Consider the following 24769-nt stretch of genomic DNA (forward strand, 5'->3'; position numbering starts at 1 on the left):
GGTGAGATGAATGGCGATTAAGGTTACAAGGGCAGAGACCAATGTCAGCTCAAACTTCCCGGAGCGCGAGAGGCTTGAGAGGGAGATATCAAAGCTCTGCAGGTATATAGGACGCTCACCCTGGGTGTTCCACGTGAACAGCGGCAGCTGCAACGGCTGCGACATAGAGATAATAGCCGCCCTAACCCCGAGGTACGACGCCGAGCGCTTCGGTGTGAAGCTCGTCGGAACGCCGAGACACGCCGACATACTGCTCGTAACCGGGCCGGTGACCGACCAGAGCCTTGAGAGGGTCAAGCTGGTCTACGAGCAGACTCCGGACCCGAAGGTTGTCATAGCCGTCGGAGCGTGCCCCACCGGCGGAAGCGTGTTCTTCGAGAGCCCCTTCACCAACGCTCCGCTGGACAGGCACATACCGGTGGACGTCTTCGTACCCGGCTGCCCGCCTAGACCGGAAGCGATACTCTACGGAGTCGTGCTCGGCCTGCAGAAGCTGATTGAGAAGATTGAAGGGAAGGGGGTAGGGAAATGAACGTTGACGAGTTCGTTAAAGCCTTTGGCGAGAGGTTCCCCGAGGCCGAGATAAGGGTGAGCGAGAACAAGCAGCCCCACCCGAAGAGGCGCGTCTGGGTCGAGATAGACAGGGAGAAGTTCCACGACGCCATGAAGTTCGTCAAGGAGCTCGACCCGAAGGCCCAGTTCTCCATCATAATCGGAATGGACGCCGGCGACAGACTGCTCGCCAAGTACCACCTGGAGATGTTCTGGGAGGAGGGGGGGAGCCTGTCGCTCGTCATAGGGACGAGCGTCCCCAAGGACGACCCCAAACTGCCGACGGTCACAGACATCTTCCCGAGCGCACTGCCCTACGAGAGGGAGAACCAGGAGTTCCTCGGGCTGTTCTTCGAGGGAATCCCAGACCCAAGGAGGCTTTTCCTGCCCGACGACTTCCCGGAGGGAATCTACCCGCTGAGGCTCGACGAGACTGGCATCAAGCCGGAGATGGTGAAGAACGCAGGACACCCCTATAGAATGGGGGGTGAAAAGAAATGAACGGAAAGCTTGAGTACTGGGTTAAGGTACCCATCGGACCCATTCACCCAGCACTGGAGGAGCCCGAGAAGTTCATCATCACGCTCGACGGAGAGAGGATAATCAACGTCGACGTCAAGCTCGGCTACAACCTCAGGGGCCTGGAATGGATAGCCATGAGGAGAAACTACATCCAGATCCTCTACCTCGCCGAGAGGATATGCGGAATCTGCTCCTTCTCCCACAACCACACCTATTCGAGAGCCGTTGAGGAGATAGCGGGCATAGAGGTACCCGAGAGGGCCGAGTACATCCGTGTGATAATCGGCGAGCTCGAGAGGATCCACTCCCACCTGCTCAACCTCGGAGTCGTTGGACACACCATAGGCTACGACACCACCCTCCACCTCAGCTGGCTCGCCCGCGAGCGCGTCATGGACATCCTCGAGGCCATAGGCGGCAACAGGGTCAACTACTCCATCAACACCATCGGCGGCGTGAGGAGGGACCTGGAGGAGAAGCACATCAGGGCCATACTCGACATGATAGATAACTACAGGAACGAGGTCATGCCCAAGATAGAGGAGATATTCCTCTACGATCCGACGGTCGAGGCCAGGCTGAGAGACGCTGGCGTTATTCCCAAGAGGATAGCCATCGAGTACAGCGCCCAGGGACCGACTGCCAGGGGAAGCGGCGTGAAGAAGGACGTCCGCTACAACGAGAGGCTGAGCGTCTACCCTGACCTCGGCGTGAAGCCGATAACGCCCAAGGAGTTCACCGGAGTTGTCAAGGGGGACGTTTTCGACAGGATGGTCGTCCGCGTTGGGGAGCTCTGGCAGAGCATGGAGCTCATAGAGAGGGCCATAGACCAGATGCCAGAGGGCAAGATAAAGGCAGTTCCAAAGGACAACACCCTCCTGTTCCAGCTCAAGAAAGCCGAGGGGGAGGGAATAGGCAGGTACGAGGCGCCGCGCGGAGAACTCATCCACTACGTCATGGGCCAGAAGGGCAGGGACGTTCCGGCGAAGTGGAAGATGCGTGAACCGACCTTCCCGAACCTGTTCGCGATAGCCAGGGCGCTGGTCGGCGAGCAGGTGGCGGACGTCCCGGTCGCGATAGCCTCGATAGACCCGTGCCTGAGCTGTACGGATAGGGTCGCGGTTATCGATGCGAACACTGGGGGGAAGAAGGTCCTCACCGAGAGGGACCTCCTTAAGCTCTCCATCGAGAAGACGAGGGAGCTGAACCCGAACGTTAGGGCGAAGCCCGAAGTTGTTGGGGTAGGCTGCCCAAGGGGTGGTGTCCTATGAACGTCCTCTACGCAACGCTCGGATTCCTGGGGATTTACGCTTACGTATCCTTCGCCTCACTGCTCTGGGGAGGCATAGACAGGAAGCTGGTTGCGAGGATGCAGCGCAGGATGGGCCCCCCGCTGCTCCAGCCCTTCTACGACTTCCTGAAGCTGGTGGGCAAGGAGTCCATAATCCCAAGGGACGCCAACAGGTTCTTCGAGCTGGCCCCCGTGCTGGCCCTCGCCACCTCCATCGCCCTGCTCGCCTACACTCCCCTCGGCTTTGAACCAATCTTCGGAACCAAGGGTGACGTGATACTCTTCATCTACCTGCTGACCCTAATCGGCTTCCTCAGGGTCGTCGGTGCCGTTAGCTCGGGCTCTCCCTACGCCCAGATAGGTGCCCAGAGGGAGATGGTAATCCTCGTCTCCAGGGAGGGACCGATGATGCTGGCCCTCTTCACCATACTCTGGCGCCTCAATGAGCTCGGCGTCACCAAGCCCTTCAGCATGGGCACCTTCTACGAGCACAACGTCTGGGAGCTCGGGACGCCGATGAGCATAATAGGGGCCGTGGTGCTCCTGCTCGTCTTCATGGCCTGGCTCGCCAGCGAGATTGAGGTCGGCTACTTCGACATCCCCGAGGCCGAGACCGAGCTCGCCGAGGGGACGATGGCCGAGTACAGCGGAAGGCACCTGGCCCTCTTCGAGCTGGCCAGCGCGATAAAGGCCTTCGTGAGCGCGAGCCTCGTCGTGGCGATATTCTTCCCCTGGGGCATATCCGGCTACATCGGGCTCACGGGGCTTCCGGCGGTTGTCATGGACCTGCTCTTCCACACCCTCAAGGTCTTTGGGGTCCTCTTCGTGAGCATGAGCCTTTTCAGGGCGGTAACGGGAAGGCTCAGGATAAACCAGGCGGTGACCCTGTTCTGGACCAGGATGCTTCCGGCCGCAATAGTGGGAGCACTGCTGCTGGCAATAGACACCCTGGGGGTGGTGGTATGAGGATCCCACCGACGCTCTCAGCCGTGCTGAGCAACCTGTTCAAGAAGCCGGCAACCAATCCGTTTCCGGCCAGCGATCCGGTTCCGACTCCAGAGGGCTTCAGGGGCAAGCTCAACTACGACGTCGAGAAGTGCGTCGGCTGCAGGCTCTGCGTCATGGTCTGCCCGGCGGGGGTTATAGAATACGTCCCCGAGGTCAGGAAGGTCACCTTCTGGCTCGGAAGGTGCGTCTTCTGCCAGCAGTGTGTGGACGTCTGCCCCGTAAAGGCCCTGGAGATGAGCGACGAGTTCCTCCTGGCGACGGACGACAAGTACAACGACAACCTCCGCTGGTTCAAGGAGGATGAGATAGAGGAGCTCAAAAAGAAGCTGGAGGAGCAGAAGAAGGCCAAAGGGGCCGAGTCCCAGAAGAAGTAGCCCCTCTTCCCTTGTTTTTCCCACCGACGATTTCAGTTCCATAATGAACTTTTCTGAACGCTCATCCCCCTTAATCTACTACAACGTACAGTTTTATGGACGTACGTCAAGAGTCGTCCAATTTATATTTGTCAAATTTCTGGTTATTAACCATTTGTTTTAGAAACCCATTTATAAAAATTTAGCCAATTTATAATCGAGATTTCGGGAAAATACGCCCGATAAGGGTTTAAAACCTAAAGTTGAGGTGGGAAAATGGGGTTTGCCGCACCGTTCCTGTGGTCCCTTATCGTCTACCTGCTCCTCACAGCAGGTTCCGGCAATGTCATCGCCTGGAGCCCCGGGGAGCTGGTTGCAGGAATTGTAATAGCGGCCATCATCGGCTACGCCACAAAGGAAGTCATGGACGAAAAGGTGGACTACTTCTTCAGCCCAAGGAGATGGCTACTCTTCATAGTCTACGCGATAGGGCCGTTCTTCTTCGCCATGGCCAAGGCGAACATTGACGTAGCTTACCGCGTCATAACCGGCAAAATAAGGCCCGGAATCGTAAGGATATCTCCGGACCTGACCAGAGATGAGAGCAGGACTCTTCTGGCCAACTCGATAACACTGACCCCTGGAACCTTCACCCTGGAGATAGACGACGAGGGCAACTTCTACGTCCACTGGATAAACGTTCCGCCCGGGAAGGAGAGGCCCACTCCCGAAGAGCTGTGCGGATACCTTCCAAAATGGGCAAGGAGGATTGCGGAATGACGGTCGATGGTATGTTCATGTGGGCCATGATACTGCTCCTGTTCTCGGCCATGCTGACGCTTATAAGGCTTCTGGCGGGGCCGACGATACCGGACAGAGCCGTTGCGCTCGACTCAATGACGACAACAACGGCGGGTGCCATGGTTCTCTACGGCGTTATAACCAGACAGGCTGTCTTCATAGACGTCGCGCTGGTTTACGCGGTCCTGAGCTACATCGCGACCCTCTACATAGCCCGCTATCTGGTCAAAAAGAGGGTGGGAGTTGCATGCGAGTGCGAGGAGGGGGAGGCGGTATGATAGAGTGGGTGATAGCGGTATTCCTGGCCATCGGCGTGTTCTTCAACCTTCTGGCCAGCGCTGGCATCCTTCGCTTCCCCGACGTCTACACGAGGATACACGCGGCAACAAAATGCACGACCTTCGGCACGATATTCATAGTGCTGGCCACGGTCACCTACGCGATATACAGCTACTTCTGGGTGGAGAGGGACCCCTCGTGGATAACCATAGGGATACATTCCGCTCTGGTGGTCATATTCCTTGTCCTCACCAACCCCGTAGGAGCCCACGCCATCGGCAGGGCCGCCAGAAAGTCGGGCATACTACCCCACGGGGCTGTTATAGACGAACTGGAGGGTCGCCTATGAACTTCGAAGAACTCTTCTGGGCGCTTCAGGTCATGGCGGGGCTGGGGCTTCTGGTATCAGCCATAGCGGCGGTGAGGTTCAAGAACCTTGTCTCAGCGGTCATCGCGATGGCCGTCTTCAGCCTGATACTCTCGCTGGAGTTCTACATACTCCAAGCGCCGGACGTCGCGATAGCCGAGGCGGGAGTTGGAGCGTGCCTCACGACGGCCATGTACCTTCTGGCAATCAAGAAAACCACCGATGAGGAGGTGATAGAATGAGGCGCGCATTAGGCCTCTTCGCGTTCATGGGCTTCACGCTGTTCCTCCTCGTGGCCGTGACAAGCCTCAGACCCTTCGGCGAGCCGGCTCACACCGAGATGGACTCCTACTTCATCGGGCACGCCCAGGAAGAAGCCTCGGCCAACAACGTCGTGACGAGCATAGTCTTCGACTACAGGGGTTTCGATACCCTCGGCGAGGCCACAGTGCTGTTCACCGCGGTTGCCGGCGTGTTGATGGCCCTCAGAAAGAGGGAGGTGAAAGCATGACGACACTCATCATCAAGACGACCACCAGGTACCTGACGGCGCTCATACTGACGTTTGGAGCATACATCATCCTCCACGGACACCTAACTCCGGGGGGAGGCTTCCAGGGAGGGGCCGTCTTCGCCAGTGGGCTTGCGCTCCTTTTAGTAGCGTGCGAAAAGGACGTCATAGCGAAGAGGTTCAGAAAGGTTCCGCTCAGCGCCTTTGAGAGCGTAGGCGCTCTTGGCTTTCTGGGAATGGCGACACTCGGCTTCATGGGATACACCTTCTTCAGGAACGTCATAGCCAACAGCGGGTTCCCACTCTTCGGAGACCCGACCCCGATAGGGATAAACCCAGGCTACCTGAACACGGGCGGAACGCTGCCGTACATGAACATATTCGTCGGAACGAAGGTTCTGGCCGGATTAACGAGCATAATCCTGGTGTTCTACCTCCTCCTGGGGGTGAGGAAGGATGAATAACGTGATTTTGGTCAACCTCCCGTTCATAGTCGTGGCGCTCCTGCTGGCGGTGGGGTTCTACACGGTAGGCTTCAAGCGGAACCTCATCAAGGTCGTCATAGGCATTGAAATCCTTGAGGGAGCGGTCAACCTGTTTCTGATAGCCCTCGGCTACGTCAAAGGCGCCTACGCCCCGATATACACCATGGCACCGAAGGAAGCCGTTAACAACATGGTTCTGCCAACGCCTCAAGCATTAACCCTGACGAGCATCGTCATAGGCGTCGCAGTATCGGCCCTCATGCTCGCCTTCGCCGTCAACATCTACCGCCACTACGGAACCCTTGACGTTACAAAGGTCAGGAGGCTGAAAGGATGATCGAGCATTTACCGGCGCTCATGATAGCCGTGCCCCTTTTCGGGGCGTTCGTCGCACCGCTGTTCAAAAAGAAGGGCAACGCCGCCGCAGTGTGGGCCATCATAATCACCGCGGTTACGCTGGGCATGGGGCTGCTGCTCGTCAAGGAAGTGCTCGCGAGAGGTATGATGGTGTACGTCTTCGGGGCGGACAACCCGACCCTCGTTCTGCCTTCCGGCTACAGGGTTCCGGTGAGGATAATCTTCGAGGTCGACGCGATAGGGGCTTTCATGGCGCTCTCAGCGACGCTCATGAGCTTCATCGGCGCGCTCTACTCATACAGCCACGTGAAGAACGAGACCGGCCTTGAGAAGTACTACGCACTGCTTCTCCTCCTCGAGGTCGGTATCCTGGGCATGGTCCTGACGGGAGACCTGTTCAACCTGTTCGTGTTCCTTGAGATAGCCGGAATAGCAGGTTCGGCGCTGGTAGGCTTCAGAAACTACAGGGGAGAGGCGAGCGAGGCAGGGATCAAGTACCTCATAGTCAGCGCGGTCGCTTCGCTGATGGTGCTGTTCTCGATAGGCCTGCTCTACGGCCAGTACGGAAACCTCAACATGGCCTACCTGAGCACTCAGATAAGCTTCAACACCGTCGACATGATAGCCCTCGGAATACTCTTCGCGTCCTTCGCGATGAAGTGCGGTTCCGTGCCGACCCACCACTGGGTCCCCGATGCCTACACCGAGGTCCCCTCGGGAATCAACCCCACGCTGCTGGTGGCGACCTACGCGAGCCTCTACGCCCTCTTCAGGGTGAGCTTCAGCCTCTTCGGTAAGGTAACCGTGAACATGAGCAGCCTCGGGTGGATAATGAGCAGCCTCGGAGTCCTCACGATGTTCATAGGCGTCACCATGGCGCTCGTCCAGAAGGACGTCAAGAGGCTCATGAGCTACCACGCGATTTCGCAGACCGGCTACATGCTCCTCGGCGTTGGCGTTGGCCTGGCCGTTCTCAACGACCCGGCAAAACTCGCCGCCTTCGGAAGGGACGCGATGGCAGGTGGAATATTCCACATAATCAACCACATCATCTACAAGAGCCTCCTCCTCATGACCGCTGGGGCGCTCTTCTACGTCACCGGGACGAGGAACCTCAACGAGATGGGCGGCCTGGCCAGGAAGATGCCCTACACAACAATAGCGTTCATAGTCGGTGCCGCGGCAATATCGGGGATACCGCCCTTCAACGGCTTTGCCAGTAAGTTCCTCATCTACGAGACGTCCTACCAGCTCAGCCCGATATTCGCGGTGTTCGCGATGGTCACGAGCGTTCTGACCTTAGCGTCCTTTGTCAAGGTCTTTGCCTCGGCCTTCCTTGGGCCGCCGGTCAAGAAGTACGAAGAGGTAAGGGAGGTTCCGAGGAGCATGGTAGTGGCGATGCTAATCCTGGCGGCGCTGTGTATCCTCTTCGGTCTGTTTCCGAACGTTGTGCTGGACAAGCTGGTGTACCCGGCAGTTGACGCGCTGCTGAAGCTGAGCAGTTACCAGACGTGGGGTGGTCTGCCATGACCTGGATTGAGAGCCTTACGCTGAACTCGCCGTCGGGCTTCTGGAACCCGATAGTCTGGCTGGCGTTCCTGGTTGTCTTCGCGGTCATCGGTTACCTCATTTATTCGCGCGGAAACAGGAGCTACAAGTCCAACACTGACCAGGTGAAGCCCTTCCTGAGCGGCAACGAGGTTGAGGACGTGGAAGAAATCCGCGTAAGGGCGGGGGACATATACTGGGGCTTCATCGAGGCGCTCAAGGGCTACTACAGCGTCCTCATGAGGATGCACAGCGGAGACCTCAGGGACTACATACTCTGGTACCTCGGACTCGGTGCCGTAATCTTGTTCGTCCTCGTGGGGGGTGTGTGAATGGGGAAGCTGACCAACTTTAAACGCTCCCTCTGGGTTTTCCATGCCTCCGGAGGGAGCTGTAACGCCTGCGATATCGAGATTATAGCCGCGTTAACACCGCGCTACGACGCCGAGCGCTTTGGAATCAAACTCGTCGGAAGTCCAAGGCACGCTGATGTCCTCCTCGTAACCGGGGCCATTCCAAGGGACTTCGCCGACAAGCTGAGGCGCATATACGAGCAGATGCCCGACCCAAAAGCCGTCGTGGTCATCGGGAACTGCGGAACCACCGGCGGAGTGTTCTACGACTCCTACAACATAGCCGGCCCGATAGACGAGATAATCCCTGTGGACGTCTACGTTCCGGGATGTCCGCCGAGGCCGGAGGCAATAATAGACGGCGTTGTGAAGGCTTGGCTAAAGATAGAGAAACTGGAAAAGGAGCTGGAGGGGAAGAAAGAATGAGGGAACCAATGAGCGCGGAAGATGTCCTCGAGAGGCTCCAGGAGGCGCTCGGGGAGGCCATACTCTCCCACGAGATCAGGGAGTACACCATGGGCGTCAGGAGGAAGAGAACGTACAGGGAGCTGTGGATAGAGATAGACCCGGAGGCCTTCAGAAAGGCCGTCGAAGTCATGTTCGAGCTTGACTACCCGCACCTGCACTTCATAACAGGAGAGGACGACGGGGGCGACTCTCTGAGGATGGTCTACTCCTTCGGCCTGTTCTGGGCCATTCCCTGGGGAGAGCTCAGCGTCACCATACGCTTCAACCTTCCAAAGGATAACCTAGTCCTGCCGACGATAACCGACCTGATGCCCGGGGCGGAGACAAACGAGAGGGAAATCAGGGAGATGCTGGGCGTTGAGTTCGAGGGACTGAAGAACAAGAGGCACCTCTTCCTGCCGGACGACTGGCCCGAGGGCAAGTACCCCTGGAGGAAGGACGAGCACGGCGTCGAGGACATGGTGAAGCACACCCACAGGAGCGTGAACGAAATAAGGAAGATGAGGGGTGAGGAGTGATGGCGAAAACCCAGTACTACGTCCCCGTCGGGCCCATTCATCCCGCACTGAAAGAGCCTATAAGGGTTGAGGCTAAGGTCGAGGGAGAAAAAATAGTCGAGGTGGACGTCAAGAGGGGCTTCGCCCACAGGGGAATAGAGTACATGGGCATGAAGAGGAACGCGATACAGACGCTCTACCTCTCGGAGAGGATATGCGGAATCTGCTCGATATCGCACCCCTATGCCTTCGTCATAGGAAGCGAGAAGGCCCTGGGAATAGAGGCTCCACCAAGGGCCCAGTACATAAGGACGATAATAGGCGAACTGGAGAGGATCCACAGCCACATACTCTGGCTCGGTGTGGTTGCCCACGAAATGGGCTTCGACTCCCTCCTGTTCTGGACATGGAAGGGCAGGGAAAAGGTTCTCGATATACTTGAGCTCCTCACAGGAAACAGGATAAACTACTCCGTGTTCATGATAGGCGGCGTCAGGAGGGATATCAAGGAGAGCCACGTAAAGGCCCTCAAGGACATGATAAGCTACTACAGGATATTCAACGAGGAAATGAAGGAGGTTTTCCTCTCAGACCCGGTTTACAAGGCGAGAACGAGAGGAGTTGCCCAGCTCTCCAAGAAGATGGCGCTTGAGCTGAACGCAGTCGGACCGGTGGCAAGGGCCGCTGGAGTAAGGATGGACGTCAGGCAGGACATACCATACGACGCATACGCCGACATCGGGGTCAGGGCGGTGGTTCCCCAGGACATAGTCGGCGAGGCCAGGGGAGATGCGTACGACATAACCATGGTGAGGCTCTACGAGATAGACCAGAGCCTCGACATCATCGAGTACTGCCTGGAGGAGATGCCAGAGGGCAAGATAATGGCCATTCCGAACTACGTGGCGCTTCTTGCAAAGATAAGGAGAACCCAAGGCGAGGCCATCGGAGCCCACGAGGCACCTCGCGGTGAGGTCATCCACTACTTCAAATACGGCAACAAGCGCGACGGACCGGTCGTCTGGAAGGTAATAGCTCCAAGCTACAACAACATCAACACGTGGAAACCCCTTCTCCTCGGCGCCGAGGTGGCGGACATACCTATAGTTGTCGCCTACATCGACCCGTGCATGTGCTGCAACGACAGGGTTGCCGTTGTCAGGGACGAGGACGGCAGGATAATCGACCCAGCAACTCTCCATAGGAAGGCGGTTGAGAAAACAAGGAAGCTCAGGGAAGAGCTGGGGGTGAGAGAATGAACGGCGGCATCGTTCATGAGGGGTGCATGGGGACCACGGCCATTCGTGAGGCTCACACCCACCCTGAGTCCGGAGGGCGCACTTTAAGAGTGAGCAAATGGACAATGGACACTATTGAGGCACCCACCAGCGGAAAAGCCGGTTTTGGAGTTAGAAAAATTCCGCCATCCGTCAAGGACGTTCGAACGACAGTGAGAACGGCGCTTTCGTCAGAAAGGACTGAGGGGGTGAGAGAATGACCCCTGAAACGTTGCTGTATGCCTTCACCTTCCCCGTGCTGGGGGTCTTCCTCGGGCTGGTCTACAAGGGTATAGACAGGCGCTTCTCGGCGAGGCTGACCTCCAGGATAGGCCCACCCATAAGACAGCCTTTCTGGGACGTAGGGAAACTCCTCCTGAAGGAGACCGTCGTTCCCGAGAACGCGGTGGCATGGATATTCAACGCCATGCCGATAGTTTCCTTCGCGGCCTCGATGACCCTGCTCCTCTACATACCCTTCGGAGTGCTCAAGGCCCCGCTGGAGGGCTACGGAGACTTAATCGTCATACTCTACCTGCTAACCCTACAGTCGCTGGCAATGGCCATAGGCGGCTTCGCCTCAGGAAGTCCGTTCTCATCGGTGGGTGCGCAGAGGGAAATGGTGCTCATGATGAGCTACGAGATGCCGCTGGCGACGGTCATAGTCGGCTTCGCCGTGCTCTACCGGAGCTTCTCGCTGACGACCATAGCGAGCACACCGGTGTGGGGCGTCGCGGGCCCGCTCGCCGCCATGGGAGTGCTGCTGCTCCTCGTGGCGCTCCTTGCGGTTACACCCGCAGAGCTGGCGAAACTGCCCTTCGACATTGCAGAGGCCGAGACGGAGATATGTGAGGGTATGCTCGCCGAGTACAGCGGGAGGAACCTGGCACTGTTCTACCTCTCCGATGCCGTCAGGGGCTTCGCCATGGCGGCGCTGGAGGTGGTGCTGTTCTTCCCGTTCACGCTGACGAGCATGCTGAACCTAAGCCTCACTGGAACAGCATACTACGCCGTCGAGGCGTTGTGGTTCCTCTTCAAGGTGCTGGCGATATACCTGCTGGCGATAACGCTGGTCAGGACGTCCTTCGCCAGGTTCAGGATAGAGCAGGCATCCAGGGTGTTCTGGGTCTACGTCAACATCATAGCGCTCGTCGGACTCGCGCTGGTATGGCTGGGGGTGTGAAGCATGGTGAACAAGATGATGTTCGTCCTCCTCAAGCAGCTCGTCAAGAGACCAGCCACAAACCCGTTCCCGGTCAAGCATGCTCCCGCTAACGTCACTGCCCTAATAGAGAAGGTGCAGAAGGGCGAAGTCCAGATAAACCCGCCCGTTCCGGTTCCCGAAGGGTTCAGGGGTAAGCTGGTCTATGACCCTGAGAGATGCATAGGCTGCAGGCTGTGCATAATGGTCTGCCCGGCGGATGCCATGGAGTGGGTACCGGAGCTCAAGAAGATAAGGCACTACGTCTCGCGCTGCATGTTCTGCGCCCTCTGCGTCGATGTCTGTCCGGGCAAGAAGTTCCCCGGCGAGGAGAAGGCCGTCAAGGCGCTCAGGATGAGCGAGGAGTTCCTGCTGGCGGATTACGACAAGTACAGCAACAACCTGATAGAGGAGCCGCCGGAGGCAAAGGAACTATTTAAAAAAGAGGTGAAGGAGGCAGTGGAGTCAGAAGGCTAGCGTGAGCCGGGCATCCGGCCCTCTTTTATTTAGTGTTGTCACACAACCCACGATAATTGTTACCATCAAAGGATCCAAGAAAAGGGACAAGGAATAAAACCGAATTTCAGGAACGGTCCTTTTTTCTTGTCAGCTCCTCGTACCTCTGACGGAGCATCTCGTAGTGTCCCCGCTCAACCTCTGCCAGTCTGGAGTAGAGCTCTCTCAGCCGCTCGCCATCAACCCTCTCCGCGAGCAGCTTATAGGATTCATGGGCTATCAGCTCGCTCTCCATCGCGGCTTTAAGAACCTCTTCCAGCTGGTCGGCCCTCTCGAACTCCTCGAGGACTGGGAGAACCTCAAGTGGAGGGAGATTGCTCACGGGCTTCCGGCCGTATTTGGATTCAAACTGTGCCTCAAGCTCCTTCGCATGGGCAAGCGAGTCCTCGGCCAGCTTCTCAAATGTTCTCACAAGCTCCTCTCCGAGACCCAGGTTCCGGGCACGTCTCGCGAGCTCGCGGTAGAATTCCGCCTCCTCCTTCTCACCCTCTATCCAGTACGCAAGGGCCTCTTCATAACTCAGTTTTGAAAGGGCATCGACGACCTCGTGGACACCGTACATTCCCATCCCCCGTAAGGATAGCCCGCAGGGCCTAATAAGCTTTAGGTTCATCTAACGAGCCATATCGAGAGGAACATGACGATGTAAGCTATTATGCTGATGGCTATGTGAATCCGTATCCATGCATCCCTGCGCTTGGAGAGAAAGATAAACGCTCCGCTGACCATGGCCAGACTCATGAGGGCAAAGGCTGCATAGCCCAGTGTGTAATGGTCAAAGCTAACCATTCGGAACACCCACCGGAAAGATGTAGAGTGGAACACCCTCGGTTCCAACTACTCCAGCAACCTGGTCATCGTAGAATGCCCCGACCGCAACGGTTCCGAGGTTTAGAGCTGTCGCTTGGAGGTAGATGTTCTGGCCTATGTGGCCAGCCTCCATGTGGACGTATCTGACACCCCGTTCTCCGTAGTATGAGGTCGTCCTAGAGTAGTACGCCACCAAAACGATGTCTACCGCGGCCCTCCCGACCCACGACTGGTCCAGCGCAGCCTTCTGGAGGGCCCTCCTCCAGTCCCCCTTTCTCACCAGAACCAGCGTGTGGTTGAAGGGGTCGTATCGGTAGATACCCGGTTCGAGGCCTTCAACGTTTCCGACCACCACGTAAACCTCGAAGGGGTAGGTTGCCCCGGCACTGGGGGCCGAGCGGTACTTCCGCCGATCTGTTATTCCCTGGGCCGCCCACAGGAGCTGGGAGAGCTGCTCAAGGGTCAACGGTTCGTTCCTGTACGAGCGGATGCTTCTCCGCTTTGCTATGGCCTCCTCAACGCTCATCTCTCCAGTCAATCTCGGCTCAGGGAGAACAACAACCTCACCAGAGATTCTCTCACCTCCCTCTTTCCAAATAACGTGGGGCTTAACGAAAAGAAGAACCGAAGAAACCACGACCAAGGCGATAACCAGGTACGAAACTCGCTTGACGTTCATGTTTATGAATTCGACTTCATCCTATTTTAGGCTTCACTCGACCACCTCAAAGCGGAGGAACTCACCCCTCCGCACAAGCCCGATCCCGGCTTTCTTTCCAAAGACCTCAACCACGAGGGTGTAGTCAGGGTCGCTCAGGTTGACTTTCAGGCCGAAGCGCTCGACTATCAGGGAGCCAAGGCCGATCTCAAGCTCCCTCTGGGAAAGCTTTTTGTTTCCCCTGACCTTTGCCCGAACGGCGAAGGTTCCGTCTATTTTCCCCGCCAGCTGGAAGACGGCCCCTTCAATCTCCTCCCTCTTTGCTGGAACGATGATGTCGAGGGGAACAACCCTCTGTATAGCCTGGGTCTCAAAGTCTCTCAGCCGTTCTAGAGCTTCGTCCTTCGACAGAGGCGTCTCAGCTAGGAGGACCCCCTTCCAGTCCGTTCCCCGGACCCGGACCTCTCCCAGCGCCCATTCCAGTTCAAGTATCCCATCACCCTCGCGTCCCTGTGGGGTCGTAACGAGAAGAATCGTCATCTCCGCTCACCGATGGACAGGTTTTTATATTTCGCGTTCCTAAACTATGCGGTGAGTTAAAATGGAAGCCGGTGGCCTTAAGCTTTATCCCTATCAGTCATACGAAGTTTACGGTCTTTCTCGGAACCCCTTTGAACAGCTTGCAAGCGAGGGAATAAGCGACGTCGAGAGCATTCACGTCTACCAGGAGATAGACATGCGCCTCCAGATGATAATCTCCGAGGTGATCGGCAATAAAAGCTCGATAGCCATGAGCATCGTAGGCCCCCTCGGAATGGGCAAGACCCAGAGGCTCAAGACAATAGCCAAGGCCATAGAGGAGAACCGGGGAAAGGCGATATACGTCAAAGTTGACACCAACGACATCCTCAAGCTGACCAGGGATATCTTCTACGCCCTCAAGCCGCCGAAGAGCAGGACGAACATCTTCCTGGAAAACCTCTCAAGGAAGCTCGGGTTCATAGACAGGCTCGAGAAGATGTTGAGCAGCAGGGACGAGTACAAGAGCAGGGACATAGCCGAGCTTCTGACCGAGCAGATGGGCAGGTATCCATACTGCGCCCTTCTCCTGGACGAGCTTGAGAACATGGGGAGCGCGAGCGAGAGGGAGAAGATACAGTTTTTCGAGATGCTCAGGCACTTCATCAGCAACATGCCCAAGGGCTGTATCGTTGCATTCGCCTGCGTTCCCGAGGCTTACGATGAGTACACGAAGATATTCCCGGCGTTCTTCATGCGCCTGCACTACGAGTTCAAGCTCAGACCGATGAGCATAGACGAAGCCTACGAGCTCGTCAAGAAGAGGCTCAACAGGGTGAGGATAAGGGACACTGATGATCCAATCTACCCCTTCACGGAGGAGGCCATAAAACTCATCCACCAGCTCGGAAAGGGCAATCCCAGGCAGATCCTCCGCCTGCTCCACTACGTCCTGAGCGAAGCCGCGAAGCACAAGTTCGACCCGATAGACGACTACGTGGTGACCACCATACTAGAGGAGCCGAAGAGCCTTGAGGAGTACCTCACTAGGATTCCAAAGGAGTACAAGGACTTAGTTGAAGCCATCGTTTACGAGTTCAACGGTGGGCCGGTGAGCTACATCCAGATAGCCAAGGTCGTCAAGAGGCCGGGAATACAGGTCTACGACCAGCTCAACGAGCTCATAAGGCTCGGCTTCCTGGTCGGAGACCCCAAGGGCAACTACAAGGTCCCCGAGTACGTGAGGAAGTTCCTTGAGGAAGGGCAAGCCGAGAACGAGGAAGAGTGATGCCCGATGCCCAACTACGATGTTCACGTGCTCAGCGGGATAGCCAGCTATCCGGTCATCGTCGCCGCCGCGGGACTCGCGGCTGCCCATGGCGCTCCCTTCGCCCTCACAACGATGGCCCTGGTGCTGGGCTACGCGTTTTACGTTCTGGGGAGTGATCTGCCGGACATGGACCATCCAAACGCTCTGATACACCGCGGGACGAAGCCGATAGTCAGCGTGGTGGTCGGGGGTGCGGTCTACGTCAACGCCGCGGGGTCGATAAACGTCGGGGAGCCATGGCTCAACATGGCCGTTGAATGGGGCATAGCGGTTCTTGCCGCCGTGATAGCGTGGTTCGCCTTCACGTGGATGATGCCGAAGCACAGGGGAATAGTTCACTCCTTCCTCTTCGCGGCGGTTTATGGGAGCCTGGCGTTCGTTCTGGTCGAGTACGGCCTTAACATGACGACAGGGGAGGGACTCTACGTCGGCTTCGCGGCCTTCTGCGGCTATGCCCTTCACCTGCTCCTCGACGGGGAGCTATCACTGCTGTAGAGAAACTCTTTTATTTTCCATCTTCGTATTTGTCCCGGTGGTTTCATGGAAGGCGGCGGGGTCCTGTTTATCGTCTTCATATTCATCATGCTGGGCATCATACTGATGGACATGGAGAGGGAAGCGAAGGCAAGGAAGAAGTGCACGGAACTGGCCTCCTCGATGAGGATCGACGGGAGAACCCTCGTACTTCCCGAGAAAACCCGGCTCCTGAGGGGAACCCTGTGGATAAGGGGCGAATGGATCGGGGCAAAGCACAGGCACTACTCCGTGCAGCGGGAACTTAGAACCTCAGAGGAGTTCACCTCGGACAGGATAGAGCTGGAGCCAGAGAAATTCTTCGTCTTCATAGGTGAAAACGACGATGCCTGGGTTGAGCTCCCGGTTTACGTTATCGCGGAGGGGAGGTTCAGGGACGCCCTGATATCCCCCGTGCTGCCCACGTACAGAATCGAGGCGGGGGAGAACTCCCTGGGAACGTCCCACAACGACGAGTACGCTCACCTGCGGCTGGAGACGGGGAGGGGGATGATCTCGGGGAGGCTCTACACCAGCGTCGCGAAGTGCAGGGGAGCCAGGGTGGAGCTGATCCACCCGGAATCGAAGGGAGAGGAGAAGCTAGTGGAGACCCGGGGAAGCGGGGAGAAGGATTTTGAGAGAAGGTTCTGGGAAAAGCCCCTGATACTGGTGATGGACAGGAACGTCAGCGATCCGCGGAAGCTCCGTGAGGCCTTCGGAGCGCGGAGGGTTCTGGAGGGACACGGGAAATACAAGGTTCTGCTCACGATGGACGTCCCACTGAAGCAGGACGAACACGCGGGGACGGAACTCCTGATCGAACCCGCGGAAGGGTTCCCAGAGGGCAGTCCGGAAACTAACGTCGTGGTATGAATACCCACCACTGGGCAACAATGCTTTTAAATAGCTCACGTTAGAAAAGCCCGGAGGTGGGAGAGATGTTCAGTCTGGGAGGATTCTCACGCGGAGGAGAGTACGAAAACAAGACCTGGGACGTGCTCATTATTGGAGCGGGACCGGCAGGATTCACCGCGGCGATATACGCGGCGCGCTTCGGCCTTGAAACGCTGATACTCAGCAAGGACCTCGGGGGAAACATGGCACTGACTGACCTTATAGAGAACTACCCGGGGTTCATCAAGATAAGCGGTTCAGAGCTTACCAACAGAATGCACGAGCAGGCCAAGAACCTCGGCGTTGATATAGTCTTCGACGAGGTCGAGCGCATAGACCCTGCGGAGTGCGCCTACTACGAGGGCCCGTGCAAGTTCGCGGTGAAGACCAAGAACGGCAAGGAGTACAAGGCGAAGACCATAATCATAGCCGTCGGTGCCGCGCCGAGAAAGCTCCACGTTCCGGGCGAGGAAGAGCTGACCGGAAGGGGCGTTTCCTACTGCGCGACCTGCGACGGCCCGCTCTTCAAGGGCAAGAAGGTCATAGTCGTTGGTGGAGGCAACACGGCACTTCAGGAGGCACTCTACCTGAAGAGCATAGGAGTAGACGTTACCCTCGTCCACAGGCGCGACCAGTTCAGGGCCGACAAGATACTCCAGGACCGCTTTAGGGAAAGCGGCATTCCGACGATACTCAACACCGTCGTGACCGAGATAATCGGGGAGAACAAGGTCGAGGCGGTCAAGCTGAAGAACCGCGTGACCGGTGAGGAGACCGAGATGCCCGTTGACGGCGTCTTCATCTTCATCGGCTATGAACCTAAAACGGACTTCGTCAAGCACCTCGGAATAACCGACGAGTACGGCTACATCCCGGTGGACATGCATATGCGCACGAAGATGAAGGGAATCTTCGCGGCAGGCGATATAACCAACGTTTTCAAGCAGATTGCAGTGGCAGTAGGTCAGGGAGCGATAGCCGCCAACTCGGCGAAGGAGCTCATCGACGAGTGGAACTCAAAGGTCGTGGAGTGATTTTCCACACCCCTCGTTTTTTCTCTCGGCGTTTTTCGGATTTCCGTTTTGGGAATCGAGGTATTCCCCAATTCTCCCGAAAATTCTTCGGTCAAAAATGTTCATCGATGAACACAGACTTATATAGGAGAAGCACAATCTCCCACCGGTGATGCATATGGTGGTTAGGCCGAACGTTAAGGAACTCCCGGGCCCCAAGGGCAAGGAGATTATGGAGAGGAACTTCAAATATCTCGCGACCACGACCCAGGACCCCGAGAACCTTCCCATAGTCATCGACCACGGAGAGGGAATAAGGGTTTACGACATTGACGGTAACGTCTTCTACGACTTCGCAAGCGGTGTCGGAGTGCTGAACGTCGGACACGCCCACCCGCGCGTCGTCGAGGCCATAAAGAAGCAGACCGAGAAGTTCACCCACTACTCACTCACTGACTTCTTCTACGAGAACGCGGTTGTACTGGCCGAGAAGCTCGTGGAGCTCGCCCCAGGAGACTTCGAGAAGAAGGTCGTCTACGGCAACAGCGGCGCCGAGGCCAACGAGGCAGCTATGAAGCTCGTCAAGTACGGAACCGGGAGGAAGCAGTTCTTAGCCTTCTATCACGCCTTCCACGGCAGAACCCAGGCAGTCCTCAGCCTCACTGCAAGTAAGTGGGTCCAGCAGGATGGCTTCTTCCCGACGATGCCCGGCGTCACCCACATCCCCTACCCGAACCCCTACAGAAACCTCTGGGGAATCGACGGTTACGAGGAGCCGGACGAGCTCACCAACCGCATACTCGACTTCATTGAGGAGTACGTCTTCAAGCACGTCCCGCCGCACGAGGTAGGTGCTATATTCTTCGAGCCGATACAGGGTGAAGGCGGCTACGTCGTCCCGCCGAAGGGCTTCTTCAAGGCCCTTAAGAAGTTCGCCGACGAGTACGGAATCCTCCTCGCGGACGATGAGGTCCAGATGGGCATAGGAAGAACCGGAAAGTTCTGGGCCATCGAGCACTTCGATGTCGCCCCGGATCTCATACAGTTCGGCAAGGCCATAGGCGGCGGCCTCCCGCTCGCAGGTGTCGTCCACAGAAAGGAGGTAAGCTTCGACAAGCCGGGCAGGCACGCGACCACCTTCGGCGGCAACCCGGTCGCCATAGCGGCAGGAATAGAGGTCGTCGAGATAGTCAAGGAGCTCCTCCCGCACGTCCAGGAGGTCGGAGACTACCTCCACAAGTACCTCAAGGAGCTTGAGGAGAAGTACGAGGTCATCGGAGATGCCAGAGGTCTCGGATTGGCTCAGGCCGTCGAGATAGTCAAGAGCAAGGACACCAAGGAGAAGTACCCCGAGCTGAGGGATAGAATCGTCAAGGAATCTGCAAAGCGCGGACTCGTCCTCCTCGGCTGCGGTGACAACAGCATCCGCTTCATCCCGCCGCTGATCGTCACCAAGGAGGAGATCGACGTCGCCATGGAGATATTCGAGGAGGCCCTCAAGGCTACCATCGGGTGATTTTTCCTTTCATATTTCACAATTTAATGGCAAAAGATGCACTGCCTCAGCCTAAAATCTAGCTGTTCTATTCCCTGCTCTATAAGCACCATTATACCAATGTAATCAATTAATACTAGTATGAGAGCGAATACTTAAATAAAACATAGATTTATAAATTCGCAAAATCTATACCCTTGTGGTGATATAATGAGCTGGAGGCGTGGAATACTGGTTGGAATACTCGTGCTGGCCGTCCTCGTGGCCGGTTGCCTTGGTGGTAGTACTGAGAAGGCCACCCCCACGAAGGGTCTCACCGACGTCGGTGGGGCAAACCAGGGAGGGGGCATTGGGGAGGCCACCACAACCAACCCCGGAGAAACTTCAACCGGGCTGAAACCGACCGAGAGCCCCACCCAGAGCCCCGCTCCGAGCACCAAGACGAGTACGTCGACGAACACAGTCGGGGAAAAGAAATATGAGATCCCCGAATACAACCTCACGATTCCGACGAGAATAGGTGCCTTCATCGAGACTGTCAAAGCAGTGTATGTCCCGACCAACGAGACGTACTATCTCACCGGGGGTGCGATCAAGGTCGTGTTCCTGAAGCCTGATGGTGACGGTCGTCAGACCATATGGCCTCACCCGGAGTTCCACGTCAAGGCAACGAGTCTCACCCCAGGGCTGAAGCTTGTGTTCTCAGGGTGTAGCGTTGAAGCTATCTCACCATCCGACTACAAGACGAGCGACGAAGTCACCGTCCCGGAGGACAGCAGTGGTTTTGTCTATGTCCACCTGGAGATTCTAATAGACCCTCACGAATTCGAGAAGAGGGACGAGTTCGCTTTCAGCATAGAGGTTACGACGATGGACAGGGGTATAACAGTCAAGAAAACATTCGTCCTCCCGAAGGAGGAGCTAATTATCCTGGATGGTGTCCGTGAATGGAATAAGACAGAGGAGTGCGACAACAGGTGGTGAGTCATCCCTTATCTTTTTCCCCACATTAGATGGTAATCGTTGTCCATAAATTTTTGCACATATTTATAAATACCAAAAACCCAAAATGTTATGGGGTGGAAAGATGAAGGTTGGAAACCTCTTTGTGATCATACTCATCATCGGCGTTGTTGTTTCAGCCTCCGGATGCACCAGCACCGGCGTTACCAAAGTTCACACCTATGAGTCTTACAGCCAGGATACCAACACCCAGGAGCTGGACGACGGCTACGAGGGAGTTGCCTACGCCCCGGCTGGCTCCAACCAGACCTGCGTCCTGAAGAGCGACCCCGACTGGAAGGAGAAGGTTGATGCGTTCCTCAACGGCACGACCGCCCTCGAGGACGATGAGTTTTCGAGTAGCCACATCAGGGTCGAGCTTATGAACGGTCTCAAGACCCCCATCGTCGTAATAGCAGACCACCAAGAGGGCATATACAACCGTTTCGTTTCCCCAGCGATTGCGGTCTTCAGCGACTTCGGGGTGAACCCCCTCGGCGACAAGACTGGAGAGGTCGACGTCCTCGTGGTGGCTCACGGACTCAACGGCAGGCTTCACAGGGTCTTCCACCCCAAGGTCGGGATAATGCCCTACAACAGCTCCGACAACAGCATAAACGACCTGATAATATACGCCGACCTCTCGTTTGTCGATGGCCTCGTAGACGTCCCGCAATACTTCGGTATGCAGGACGACTGGGTCAGGAACCCCGACTTCCTCACCCTCGAGTATTACTTCAAGTTCTACGACAACAAATACCGCAGGTGGGTCTACTATAAGGTCACGGTCGTCCCATACGTCATCAGCTACAACTTTGTGAAGAGGTATTATGTCAAGCCCCTCGGCAACAATGCCGTCCTCGGCCTCCTTCCGGGCGATATGAGGGACACTGCAGAGATGTATCTCGCCAGTTTCGTCGGGAGCGCCGCCGTCAGCACCACTCCAGAGCTCGCACTCGCCTCCTGTGGGTGAAGCACCGGTCTTAAACTCTTCCACCCCTATTCTCTTTGGGTTGGTTTTTGAGGAGAAAAGCCCAGATGGTCTTCGTTGGAATAGCTTTCGTCGTCACGGCCATAGGATAATTCTAAATTCAACAGACAGAGCCCAACCCGAGTTTTGTAGAAACACTTCGACGATGAACATCCATACTTCGAGAAAAGTCAAAAGAGATCCTCATAGTGAGTCCAGAAAACCCTGAAGCCAGGCGATGGCCTCCACGACCTGCCTCTTCACAAAAGTCGGGAAGTCGACCTTTATGTGTTCTTTATTCACCACGAGTTTTTCCCAGTATGTGTGGTTAAAGACGTCGGTGCAGTTGTTATATGTGATTGTGACGTGTGGAGTATTCATTCTGACAACAAGGACAGCGTCGTCGAGGGAATGGATGGTGTACACCTTGATGACCATCCGAGTGCTCGTGTTCACACGAACACCTAGTCCATACTTCTCAATAGGGATTGTCATCCACCATATATTGACGTTCTTGTCGTCCTTGGGTGGCCTGTATATATCCTCCGAGATGAGCCTCAAAATGGTGCCGTTGATGACCCGTATTTCCAGAGTGTCGCCACTCCCGTTCACCAGATACCTTGAGAGTTCGAGATAGATGTCCCTCTCGTTGGTGGCGTTAACCCCTATTATATGCGGGATTGCCCTGTCCCTGGAGCACTTAAAATCGCGTTTGAGCCAATAATTCCAGTCGGGGTAGCCTCTTTTCTTATATGGGACGTAGGCGAACTGGTAGTCGAGGGCAATCAGTATGGCTACCAGGATGAGAACTATGAATGTTTTCTTCTTCCATCCCATCAATTCCACCCCAGAAAAAGTTAGGTTTTCAGGTTTTATAAAACGTTGGGGCGGAAATTAGCTCCGATTAATACTCGGGGGAGAAAAGGAAGAGAGGGAATCAGCTACCGAAGACGACGTCCTCGACTGTTATCCTGTTGCTGTCGTTCGGGTCGGTGAGCATATCGACGTCGCTTATGCCGTAGGCACCGAGGTCATCGGCCCATATGAAAAGCCATTCTTTGTCACACACTCAAGATACACAGAGATACCACCAATACCACAAGTTTTTAAAGTTATAACTTGAGATATCCCCGGTGGTTAAGATGACCGAGCTGACCGAGATGCTCAAACCGTACGGACCGTACGTCCTCGCCGCGGTCACGCTGCTCTACGTCGCGTACCTCTTTATGAACAGGAAGAAGTTCAGGAGCGCGAGCGTCCTCGCCCTCTCCGCCGTGATGGCCGCGGTGGTGGGCGTCACCACGGCGTTCATAACGATAGCTACCCCCGCGACCGGCGGCTACCTCAACCTCGGCGACACCATGGTCATGTTCTCGGCAATGGTCTTCGGCCCAGTAATCGGCGTCTTCGCCGGCGGCGTTGGTTCGGCCCTGGGCGACATAATAGCCGGCTACCCGGGATGGGCGCCGATAACGCTCGTAGTCAAGGGACTTGAGGGCCTGGCAGTCGGCTACATCGCCAGGAGAAGCGACAACGTTTCAACCCTGGTGATAGCCGGCCTCGTCGGCGGAATAATAATGGTCTCGGGCTACTTCGCCTTCGAGGTTTACATGTTCGGCGTTCCCGCTGCCGCCACGGAGGTCCCGGGGAACATGCTCCAGGCAGTCACGGGCGTTATCGTGGGTACGGTCCTTGCAAGGGCAATAAAGAAGAGATATCCAGAGATAGAGGACCTCCTCTAAACGTCCAGTTTCCTTATTTCTTCCCACATCTCGTTCTCGACTAACAGGGGCTCAACTGAGATTCTCCTCGAGGCGCGCTTCACCTGGCCGAGGTAGCTGGAGTCCGCGACCACCGCGTCGTAGCCCAGTTCTTCTATTTTGTATATCTTGAACCTGCACTCGCGCAGCTGCTCAACCGCGTACTCTATGAACTTGGGGCCAACGAGGAGTATGTCCGGCTCGAGGCCCTCATCGCGGAGCTCCCGGATGGCCTTGTTCAGGAGGTCGCGTACCTCCTTCATTTCGGGGCTCCCTCCACAATCTTTATTCCGCTCGAAGTTCCAATCCTCGTCGCGCCGGCCTCTATCATCGCCAGTGCCTGCTCGTAGGTCCTTATTCCGCCGGCGGCCTTGACCCCCATCTCCGGGCCGACGACCCTTCTCATGAGCCTTACGTCCTCAACGGTGGCACCACCAGTTCCAAAGCCGGTGGATGTCTTAACGAAGTCAGCCCCGGCTTCCTTCGCCAGCTCGCAGGCCTTGACCTTCTCCTCCTCGGTGAGGTAGCACGTCTCGATGATGACCTTGACCTTAGCGCCCCTCTCGTGGGCGACCTTAACGACCTCCGCTATGTCGTTTTTCACGTACCCGTAGTCCCCGTCCTTGAGGGCGCCGATGTTTATGACCATGTCCAGCTCATCCGCGCCGTCCTCAAGCGCTTTCATCGCCTCGAAGACCTTGACCTCGGTTGGCGTTGCCCCGAGCGGGAAGCCTATGACGCTCGCGACCTTGACGTCGGCGCCCTTCTCGCGGAGATAGTCCCTGGCCAGCTTGACCCGGTAGGGGTTGACGCAGACGGCGTAAAAGCCGTACTCTATCGCCTCATCGCAGAGCTTCTTAATGTCATCGGCGGTAGCGTAGGGTTTGAGGTTCGTATGGTCAATGTACCTGGCGACATCGATGTGATCCTCCATAACCATCACCAATGACTACTTTCCCTGAAGGTATTTAGGCTTTTTCTCCTCAAAAATGGGCAAGTCCCCGGAAAATATGCGGACTTTGTTTTGGAATTCCAGCAATCTCCGGCTCCATATCCACAGAACAGAAAGAAACACAGGTTTTTGAAGAAACTTCAAAGGGATGTCATCGGGCCTCCAGCTTTTCAAGCACACGGAGAAACCTCTCCGCAACCCCCTCCTCGCCGAACACAGGCGTTTCCTCCCCATCCAGGATTTTACAGAGGACCTCCACCGCGCTGTCCCAGCTCTCCTCAAGGCTCTTTCCCCTCGGAATCGGGTTCCTGAGAACGTGCCATCTCCCCGTTGGGGGGTCGTAGAACAGCACCCTGGGGATGTAGTCCAGGTCCATGAACGTGTTGTCCAGGCTGAGCTCTATTCGAAAGCCATCGACTTCGACGAAGCCGTCCTCGCGCAGCAGTTTCTTCCAGTCCATGGGGAAA

Annotated in this window: 37 protein-coding genes; 28 read left to right on the forward strand and 9 right to left on the reverse strand. The window is 56.4% G+C overall.

The features are described from left to right. Positions 1–10: 10 nt before the first annotated feature. The 20 genes from TIRI35C_RS10465 to TIRI35C_RS10560 all read left to right on the forward strand — a co-directional run bounded on the left by TIRI35C_RS10465 (position 11) and on the right by TIRI35C_RS10560 (position 12347). Positions 11–532 (forward strand): NADH-quinone oxidoreductase subunit B family protein, encoded by a 522-nt coding sequence (locus tag TIRI35C_RS10465; protein ID WP_188202782.1) that lies wholly within the window; start codon positions 11–13, stop codon positions 530–532. Beyond that, the gene (locus tag TIRI35C_RS10470; RefSeq protein ID WP_188202783.1) at positions 529–1053 is read left to right on the forward strand and encodes an NADH-quinone oxidoreductase subunit C; all 525 of its coding nucleotides are present in this window, start codon (positions 529–531) and stop codon (positions 1051–1053) included. The genes TIRI35C_RS10465 and TIRI35C_RS10470 overlap by 4 nt, the downstream gene beginning before the upstream one ends. After that, positions 1050–2345 carry a hydrogenase large subunit gene (locus tag TIRI35C_RS10475; RefSeq protein ID WP_188202784.1) on the forward strand — a complete coding sequence of 432 codons (1296 nt, stop codon included), beginning with the start codon at positions 1050–1052 and terminating at the stop codon, positions 2343–2345. Before TIRI35C_RS10470 ends, TIRI35C_RS10475 begins: the two co-directional genes overlap by 4 nt. After that, on the forward strand, positions 2342–3331 hold the full coding sequence (locus TIRI35C_RS10480) for a respiratory chain complex I subunit 1 family protein (protein ID WP_188202785.1): 990 nt from the start codon (positions 2342–2344) through the stop codon (positions 3329–3331). The genes TIRI35C_RS10475 and TIRI35C_RS10480 overlap by 4 nt, the downstream gene beginning before the upstream one ends. Further along, positions 3328–3747, forward strand: coding sequence for a 4Fe-4S binding protein (locus TIRI35C_RS10485; RefSeq protein WP_188202786.1), 420 nt, complete (start codon positions 3328–3330; stop codon positions 3745–3747). Before TIRI35C_RS10480 ends, TIRI35C_RS10485 begins: the two co-directional genes overlap by 4 nt. Positions 3748–4002: 255 nt before the next feature. Next, positions 4003–4506, forward strand: a complete 504-nt coding sequence (locus TIRI35C_RS10490) for a Na+/H+ antiporter subunit E (protein ID WP_188202787.1) — start codon at positions 4003–4005, stop codon at positions 4504–4506. Continuing rightward, the gene (locus tag TIRI35C_RS10495) at positions 4503–4805 is read left to right on the forward strand and encodes a cation:proton antiporter (protein WP_188202788.1); all 303 of its coding nucleotides are present in this window, start codon (positions 4503–4505) and stop codon (positions 4803–4805) included. The genes TIRI35C_RS10490 and TIRI35C_RS10495 overlap by 4 nt, the downstream gene beginning before the upstream one ends. Continuing rightward, positions 4802–5155: a monovalent cation/H(+) antiporter subunit G gene (mnhG, locus tag TIRI35C_RS10500; protein WP_188202789.1), complete on the forward strand. Its 354-nt coding sequence runs from the start codon at positions 4802–4804 to the stop codon at positions 5153–5155. The genes TIRI35C_RS10495 and mnhG overlap by 4 nt, the downstream gene beginning before the upstream one ends. Further along, a complete protein-coding gene (locus TIRI35C_RS10505) occupies positions 5152–5415 on the forward strand; it encodes a hydrogenase subunit MbhD domain-containing protein (RefSeq protein ID WP_167892834.1) in 264 nt (87 codons plus the stop codon). The genes mnhG and TIRI35C_RS10505 overlap by 4 nt, the downstream gene beginning before the upstream one ends. Beyond that, positions 5412–5684: a hydrogen gas-evolving membrane-bound hydrogenase subunit E gene (gene mbhE / locus TIRI35C_RS10510; RefSeq protein WP_167892835.1), complete on the forward strand. Its 273-nt coding sequence runs from the start codon at positions 5412–5414 to the stop codon at positions 5682–5684. The genes TIRI35C_RS10505 and mbhE overlap by 4 nt, the downstream gene beginning before the upstream one ends. Further along, positions 5681–6148 carry an MnhB domain-containing protein gene (locus TIRI35C_RS10515; protein WP_167892836.1) on the forward strand — a complete coding sequence of 156 codons (468 nt, stop codon included), beginning with the start codon at positions 5681–5683 and terminating at the stop codon, positions 6146–6148. Before mbhE ends, TIRI35C_RS10515 begins: the two co-directional genes overlap by 4 nt. Then, on the forward strand, positions 6141–6506 hold the full coding sequence (locus tag TIRI35C_RS10520) for a sodium:proton antiporter (protein WP_188202790.1): 366 nt from the start codon (positions 6141–6143) through the stop codon (positions 6504–6506). Before TIRI35C_RS10515 ends, TIRI35C_RS10520 begins: the two co-directional genes overlap by 8 nt. Then, positions 6503–8056, forward strand: coding sequence for a proton-conducting transporter transmembrane domain-containing protein (locus TIRI35C_RS10525; protein WP_188202791.1), 1554 nt, complete (start codon positions 6503–6505; stop codon positions 8054–8056). The genes TIRI35C_RS10520 and TIRI35C_RS10525 overlap by 4 nt, the downstream gene beginning before the upstream one ends. Beyond that, the gene (locus TIRI35C_RS10530) at positions 8053–8406 is read left to right on the forward strand and encodes a hydrogenase (protein WP_188202792.1); all 354 of its coding nucleotides are present in this window, start codon (positions 8053–8055) and stop codon (positions 8404–8406) included. The genes TIRI35C_RS10525 and TIRI35C_RS10530 overlap by 4 nt, the downstream gene beginning before the upstream one ends. Continuing rightward, a complete protein-coding gene (locus tag TIRI35C_RS10535) occupies positions 8407–8853 on the forward strand; it encodes an NADH-quinone oxidoreductase subunit B family protein (protein WP_188202793.1) in 447 nt (148 codons plus the stop codon). It abuts the gene before it with no gap. Next, a complete protein-coding gene (locus tag TIRI35C_RS10540) occupies positions 8850–9413 on the forward strand; it encodes an NADH-quinone oxidoreductase subunit C (protein ID WP_188202794.1) in 564 nt (187 codons plus the stop codon). Before TIRI35C_RS10535 ends, TIRI35C_RS10540 begins: the two co-directional genes overlap by 4 nt. Continuing rightward, the gene (locus TIRI35C_RS10545; RefSeq protein ID WP_188202795.1) at positions 9413–10651 is read left to right on the forward strand and encodes a hydrogenase large subunit; all 1239 of its coding nucleotides are present in this window, start codon (positions 9413–9415) and stop codon (positions 10649–10651) included. The genes TIRI35C_RS10540 and TIRI35C_RS10545 overlap by 1 nt, the downstream gene beginning before the upstream one ends. Beyond that, a complete protein-coding gene (locus TIRI35C_RS10550; protein ID WP_188202796.1) occupies positions 10648–10890 on the forward strand; it encodes a hypothetical protein in 243 nt (80 codons plus the stop codon). Before TIRI35C_RS10545 ends, TIRI35C_RS10550 begins: the two co-directional genes overlap by 4 nt. Beyond that, a complete protein-coding gene (locus TIRI35C_RS10555; protein ID WP_188202797.1) occupies positions 10887–11852 on the forward strand; it encodes a respiratory chain complex I subunit 1 family protein in 966 nt (321 codons plus the stop codon). The genes TIRI35C_RS10550 and TIRI35C_RS10555 overlap by 4 nt, the downstream gene beginning before the upstream one ends. Positions 11853–11855: 3 nt before the next feature. Then, complete coding sequence (locus TIRI35C_RS10560; protein WP_188202798.1) at positions 11856–12347, forward strand: 4Fe-4S dicluster domain-containing protein; 492 nt, start codon at positions 11856–11858, stop codon at positions 12345–12347. A gap of 106 nt (positions 12348–12453) precedes the next feature. Here the strand turns inward: TIRI35C_RS10560 and TIRI35C_RS10565 are convergent, their stop codons facing one another. The 4 genes from TIRI35C_RS10565 to TIRI35C_RS10580 are packed head-to-tail and all read right to left on the reverse strand — an operon-like array spanning position 12454 to position 14394. Then, positions 12454–12954 (reverse strand): ferritin-like domain-containing protein, encoded by a 501-nt coding sequence (locus tag TIRI35C_RS10565; protein WP_343044045.1) that lies wholly within the window; start codon positions 12952–12954, stop codon positions 12454–12456. Between the two features lie 41 nt (positions 12955–12995). Continuing rightward, entirely contained in the window at positions 12996–13175 is a 180-nt protein-coding gene (locus TIRI35C_RS10570) for a hypothetical protein (protein WP_188202799.1), read from the reverse strand. Beyond that, positions 13168–13875 carry a SagB/ThcOx family dehydrogenase gene (locus TIRI35C_RS10575; protein ID WP_188202800.1) on the reverse strand — a complete coding sequence of 236 codons (708 nt, stop codon included), beginning with the start codon at positions 13873–13875 and terminating at the stop codon, positions 13168–13170. The genes TIRI35C_RS10570 and TIRI35C_RS10575 overlap by 8 nt, the downstream gene beginning before the upstream one ends. A 33-nt stretch (positions 13876–13908) precedes the next feature. Beyond that, entirely contained in the window at positions 13909–14394 is a 486-nt protein-coding gene (locus TIRI35C_RS10580) for a THUMP domain-containing protein (protein WP_188202801.1), read from the reverse strand. 61 nt (positions 14395–14455) lie between these two features. On the opposite strand from TIRI35C_RS10580, the gene TIRI35C_RS10585 reads away from it, so the two are divergent. The 7 genes from TIRI35C_RS10585 (at position 14456) to TIRI35C_RS10615 (ending at position 21593) form a co-directional block, all read left to right on the forward strand. Next, positions 14456–15661 carry an AAA family ATPase gene (locus TIRI35C_RS10585; RefSeq protein WP_188202802.1) on the forward strand — a complete coding sequence of 402 codons (1206 nt, stop codon included), beginning with the start codon at positions 14456–14458 and terminating at the stop codon, positions 15659–15661. Positions 15662–15667: 6 nt separating this feature from the next. Beyond that, on the forward strand, positions 15668–16198 hold the full coding sequence (locus tag TIRI35C_RS10590; RefSeq protein WP_188202803.1) for a metal-dependent hydrolase: 531 nt from the start codon (positions 15668–15670) through the stop codon (positions 16196–16198). Between the two features lie 45 nt (positions 16199–16243). Further along, positions 16244–17089, forward strand: a complete 846-nt coding sequence (locus tag TIRI35C_RS10595) for a hypothetical protein (protein WP_188202804.1) — start codon at positions 16244–16246, stop codon at positions 17087–17089. A gap of 65 nt (positions 17090–17154) precedes the next feature. After that, a complete protein-coding gene (gene trxB, locus TIRI35C_RS10600) occupies positions 17155–18144 on the forward strand; it encodes a thioredoxin-disulfide reductase (RefSeq protein ID WP_188202805.1) in 990 nt (329 codons plus the stop codon). Positions 18145–18301: 157 nt separating this feature from the next. After that, positions 18302–19639, forward strand: a complete 1338-nt coding sequence (locus TIRI35C_RS10605) for an ornithine aminotransferase (RefSeq protein WP_188203240.1) — start codon at positions 18302–18304, stop codon at positions 19637–19639. Between the two features lie 189 nt (positions 19640–19828). Next, the gene (locus tag TIRI35C_RS10610) at positions 19829–20602 is read left to right on the forward strand and encodes a hypothetical protein (RefSeq protein ID WP_188202806.1); all 774 of its coding nucleotides are present in this window, start codon (positions 19829–19831) and stop codon (positions 20600–20602) included. A 103-nt stretch (positions 20603–20705) separates the two neighbouring features. Beyond that, positions 20706–21593, forward strand: a complete 888-nt coding sequence (locus tag TIRI35C_RS10615) for a hypothetical protein (RefSeq protein WP_188202807.1) — start codon at positions 20706–20708, stop codon at positions 21591–21593. A 201-nt stretch (positions 21594–21794) separates the two neighbouring features. Here TIRI35C_RS10615 and TIRI35C_RS10620 read toward each other — a convergent pair whose 3' ends face one another. Beyond that, on the reverse strand, positions 21795–22427 hold the full coding sequence (locus TIRI35C_RS10620; RefSeq protein WP_188202808.1) for a hypothetical protein: 633 nt from the start codon (positions 22425–22427) through the stop codon (positions 21795–21797). Positions 22428–22527: 100 nt separating this feature from the next. After that, complete coding sequence (locus TIRI35C_RS11220; RefSeq protein WP_281400572.1) at positions 22528–22659, reverse strand: hypothetical protein; 132 nt, start codon at positions 22657–22659, stop codon at positions 22528–22530. A gap of 73 nt (positions 22660–22732) precedes the next feature. On the opposite strand from TIRI35C_RS11220, the gene TIRI35C_RS10625 reads away from it, so the two are divergent. Continuing rightward, entirely contained in the window at positions 22733–23332 is a 600-nt protein-coding gene (locus TIRI35C_RS10625) for an ECF transporter S component (RefSeq protein ID WP_188203242.1), read from the forward strand. Here TIRI35C_RS10625 and TIRI35C_RS10630 read toward each other — a convergent pair. The 3 genes from TIRI35C_RS10630 to TIRI35C_RS10640 form a co-directional block, all read right to left on the reverse strand. Next, positions 23329–23613: a family 4B encapsulin nanocompartment shell protein gene (locus TIRI35C_RS10630; protein WP_188202809.1), complete on the reverse strand. Its 285-nt coding sequence runs from the start codon at positions 23611–23613 to the stop codon at positions 23329–23331. The two genes, TIRI35C_RS10625 and TIRI35C_RS10630, sit on opposite strands and share 4 nt — an antisense overlap. Then, a complete protein-coding gene (deoC, locus tag TIRI35C_RS10635) occupies positions 23610–24284 on the reverse strand; it encodes a deoxyribose-phosphate aldolase (protein WP_188203241.1) in 675 nt (224 codons plus the stop codon). The genes TIRI35C_RS10630 and deoC overlap by 4 nt, the downstream gene beginning before the upstream one ends. A 169-nt stretch (positions 24285–24453) precedes the next feature. Beyond that, positions 24454–24762 carry a hypothetical protein gene (locus TIRI35C_RS10640; protein WP_188202810.1) on the reverse strand — a complete coding sequence of 103 codons (309 nt, stop codon included), beginning with the start codon at positions 24760–24762 and terminating at the stop codon, positions 24454–24456. Positions 24763–24769: the final 7 nt, after the last annotated feature.

This window comes from Thermococcus camini (genome assembly GCF_904067545.1).
Lineage (GTDB): Archaea > Methanobacteriota_B > Thermococci > Thermococcales > Thermococcaceae > Thermococcus > Thermococcus camini.

Bases quoted from the DNA above. Each gene is read 5' to 3' on its own strand.
- TIRI35C_RS10465 (WP_188202782.1), top strand. From the start codon at position 11: ATGGCGATTAAGGTTACAAGGGCAGAGACCAATGTCAGCTCAAACTTC.
- TIRI35C_RS10470 (WP_188202783.1), top strand. From the start codon at position 529: ATGAACGTTGACGAGTTCGTTAAAGCCTTTGGCGAGAGGTTCCCCGAG.
- TIRI35C_RS10475 (WP_188202784.1), top strand. From the start codon at position 1,050: ATGAACGGAAAGCTTGAGTACTGGGTTAAGGTACCCATCGGACCCATT.
- TIRI35C_RS10480 (WP_188202785.1), top strand. From the start codon at position 2,342: ATGAACGTCCTCTACGCAACGCTCGGATTCCTGGGGATTTACGCTTAC.
- TIRI35C_RS10485 (WP_188202786.1), top strand. From the start codon at position 3,328: ATGAGGATCCCACCGACGCTCTCAGCCGTGCTGAGCAACCTGTTCAAG.
- TIRI35C_RS10490 (WP_188202787.1), top strand. From the start codon at position 4,003: ATGGGGTTTGCCGCACCGTTCCTGTGGTCCCTTATCGTCTACCTGCTC.
- TIRI35C_RS10495 (WP_188202788.1), top strand. From the start codon at position 4,503: ATGACGGTCGATGGTATGTTCATGTGGGCCATGATACTGCTCCTGTTC.
- mnhG (WP_188202789.1), top strand. From the start codon at position 4,802: ATGATAGAGTGGGTGATAGCGGTATTCCTGGCCATCGGCGTGTTCTTC.
- TIRI35C_RS10505 (WP_167892834.1), top strand. From the start codon at position 5,152: ATGAACTTCGAAGAACTCTTCTGGGCGCTTCAGGTCATGGCGGGGCTG.
- mbhE (WP_167892835.1), top strand. From the start codon at position 5,412: ATGAGGCGCGCATTAGGCCTCTTCGCGTTCATGGGCTTCACGCTGTTC.
- TIRI35C_RS10515 (WP_167892836.1), top strand. From the start codon at position 5,681: ATGACGACACTCATCATCAAGACGACCACCAGGTACCTGACGGCGCTC.
- TIRI35C_RS10520 (WP_188202790.1), top strand. From the start codon at position 6,141: ATGAATAACGTGATTTTGGTCAACCTCCCGTTCATAGTCGTGGCGCTC.
- TIRI35C_RS10525 (WP_188202791.1), top strand. From the start codon at position 6,503: ATGATCGAGCATTTACCGGCGCTCATGATAGCCGTGCCCCTTTTCGGG.
- TIRI35C_RS10530 (WP_188202792.1), top strand. From the start codon at position 8,053: ATGACCTGGATTGAGAGCCTTACGCTGAACTCGCCGTCGGGCTTCTGG.
- TIRI35C_RS10535 (WP_188202793.1), top strand. From the start codon at position 8,407: ATGGGGAAGCTGACCAACTTTAAACGCTCCCTCTGGGTTTTCCATGCC.
- TIRI35C_RS10540 (WP_188202794.1), top strand. From the start codon at position 8,850: ATGAGGGAACCAATGAGCGCGGAAGATGTCCTCGAGAGGCTCCAGGAG.
- TIRI35C_RS10545 (WP_188202795.1), top strand. From the start codon at position 9,413: ATGGCGAAAACCCAGTACTACGTCCCCGTCGGGCCCATTCATCCCGCA.
- TIRI35C_RS10550 (WP_188202796.1), top strand. From the start codon at position 10,648: ATGAACGGCGGCATCGTTCATGAGGGGTGCATGGGGACCACGGCCATT.
- TIRI35C_RS10555 (WP_188202797.1), top strand. From the start codon at position 10,887: ATGACCCCTGAAACGTTGCTGTATGCCTTCACCTTCCCCGTGCTGGGG.
- TIRI35C_RS10560 (WP_188202798.1), top strand. From the start codon at position 11,856: ATGGTGAACAAGATGATGTTCGTCCTCCTCAAGCAGCTCGTCAAGAGA.
- TIRI35C_RS10565 (WP_343044045.1), bottom strand. From the start codon at position 12,954: ATGGGAATGTACGGTGTCCACGAGGTCGTCGATGCCCTTTCAAAACTG.
- TIRI35C_RS10570 (WP_188202799.1), bottom strand. From the start codon at position 13,175: ATGGTTAGCTTTGACCATTACACACTGGGCTATGCAGCCTTTGCCCTC.
- TIRI35C_RS10575 (WP_188202800.1), bottom strand. From the start codon at position 13,875: ATGAACGTCAAGCGAGTTTCGTACCTGGTTATCGCCTTGGTCGTGGTT.
- TIRI35C_RS10580 (WP_188202801.1), bottom strand. From the start codon at position 14,394: ATGACGATTCTTCTCGTTACGACCCCACAGGGACGCGAGGGTGATGGG.
- TIRI35C_RS10585 (WP_188202802.1), top strand. From the start codon at position 14,456: ATGGAAGCCGGTGGCCTTAAGCTTTATCCCTATCAGTCATACGAAGTT.
- TIRI35C_RS10590 (WP_188202803.1), top strand. From the start codon at position 15,668: ATGCCCAACTACGATGTTCACGTGCTCAGCGGGATAGCCAGCTATCCG.
- TIRI35C_RS10595 (WP_188202804.1), top strand. From the start codon at position 16,244: ATGGAAGGCGGCGGGGTCCTGTTTATCGTCTTCATATTCATCATGCTG.
- trxB (WP_188202805.1), top strand. From the start codon at position 17,155: ATGTTCAGTCTGGGAGGATTCTCACGCGGAGGAGAGTACGAAAACAAG.
- TIRI35C_RS10605 (WP_188203240.1), top strand. From the start codon at position 18,302: ATGGTGGTTAGGCCGAACGTTAAGGAACTCCCGGGCCCCAAGGGCAAG.
- TIRI35C_RS10610 (WP_188202806.1), top strand. From the start codon at position 19,829: ATGAGCTGGAGGCGTGGAATACTGGTTGGAATACTCGTGCTGGCCGTC.
- TIRI35C_RS10615 (WP_188202807.1), top strand. From the start codon at position 20,706: ATGAAGGTTGGAAACCTCTTTGTGATCATACTCATCATCGGCGTTGTT.
- TIRI35C_RS10620 (WP_188202808.1), bottom strand. From the start codon at position 22,427: ATGGGATGGAAGAAGAAAACATTCATAGTTCTCATCCTGGTAGCCATA.
- TIRI35C_RS10625 (WP_188203242.1), top strand. From the start codon at position 22,733: ATGACCGAGCTGACCGAGATGCTCAAACCGTACGGACCGTACGTCCTC.
- TIRI35C_RS10630 (WP_188202809.1), bottom strand. From the start codon at position 23,613: ATGAAGGAGGTACGCGACCTCCTGAACAAGGCCATCCGGGAGCTCCGC.
- deoC (WP_188203241.1), bottom strand. From the start codon at position 24,284: ATGGAGGATCACATCGATGTCGCCAGGTACATTGACCATACGAACCTC.
- TIRI35C_RS10640 (WP_188202810.1), bottom strand. From the start codon at position 24,762: ATGGACTGGAAGAAACTGCTGCGCGAGGACGGCTTCGTCGAAGTCGAT.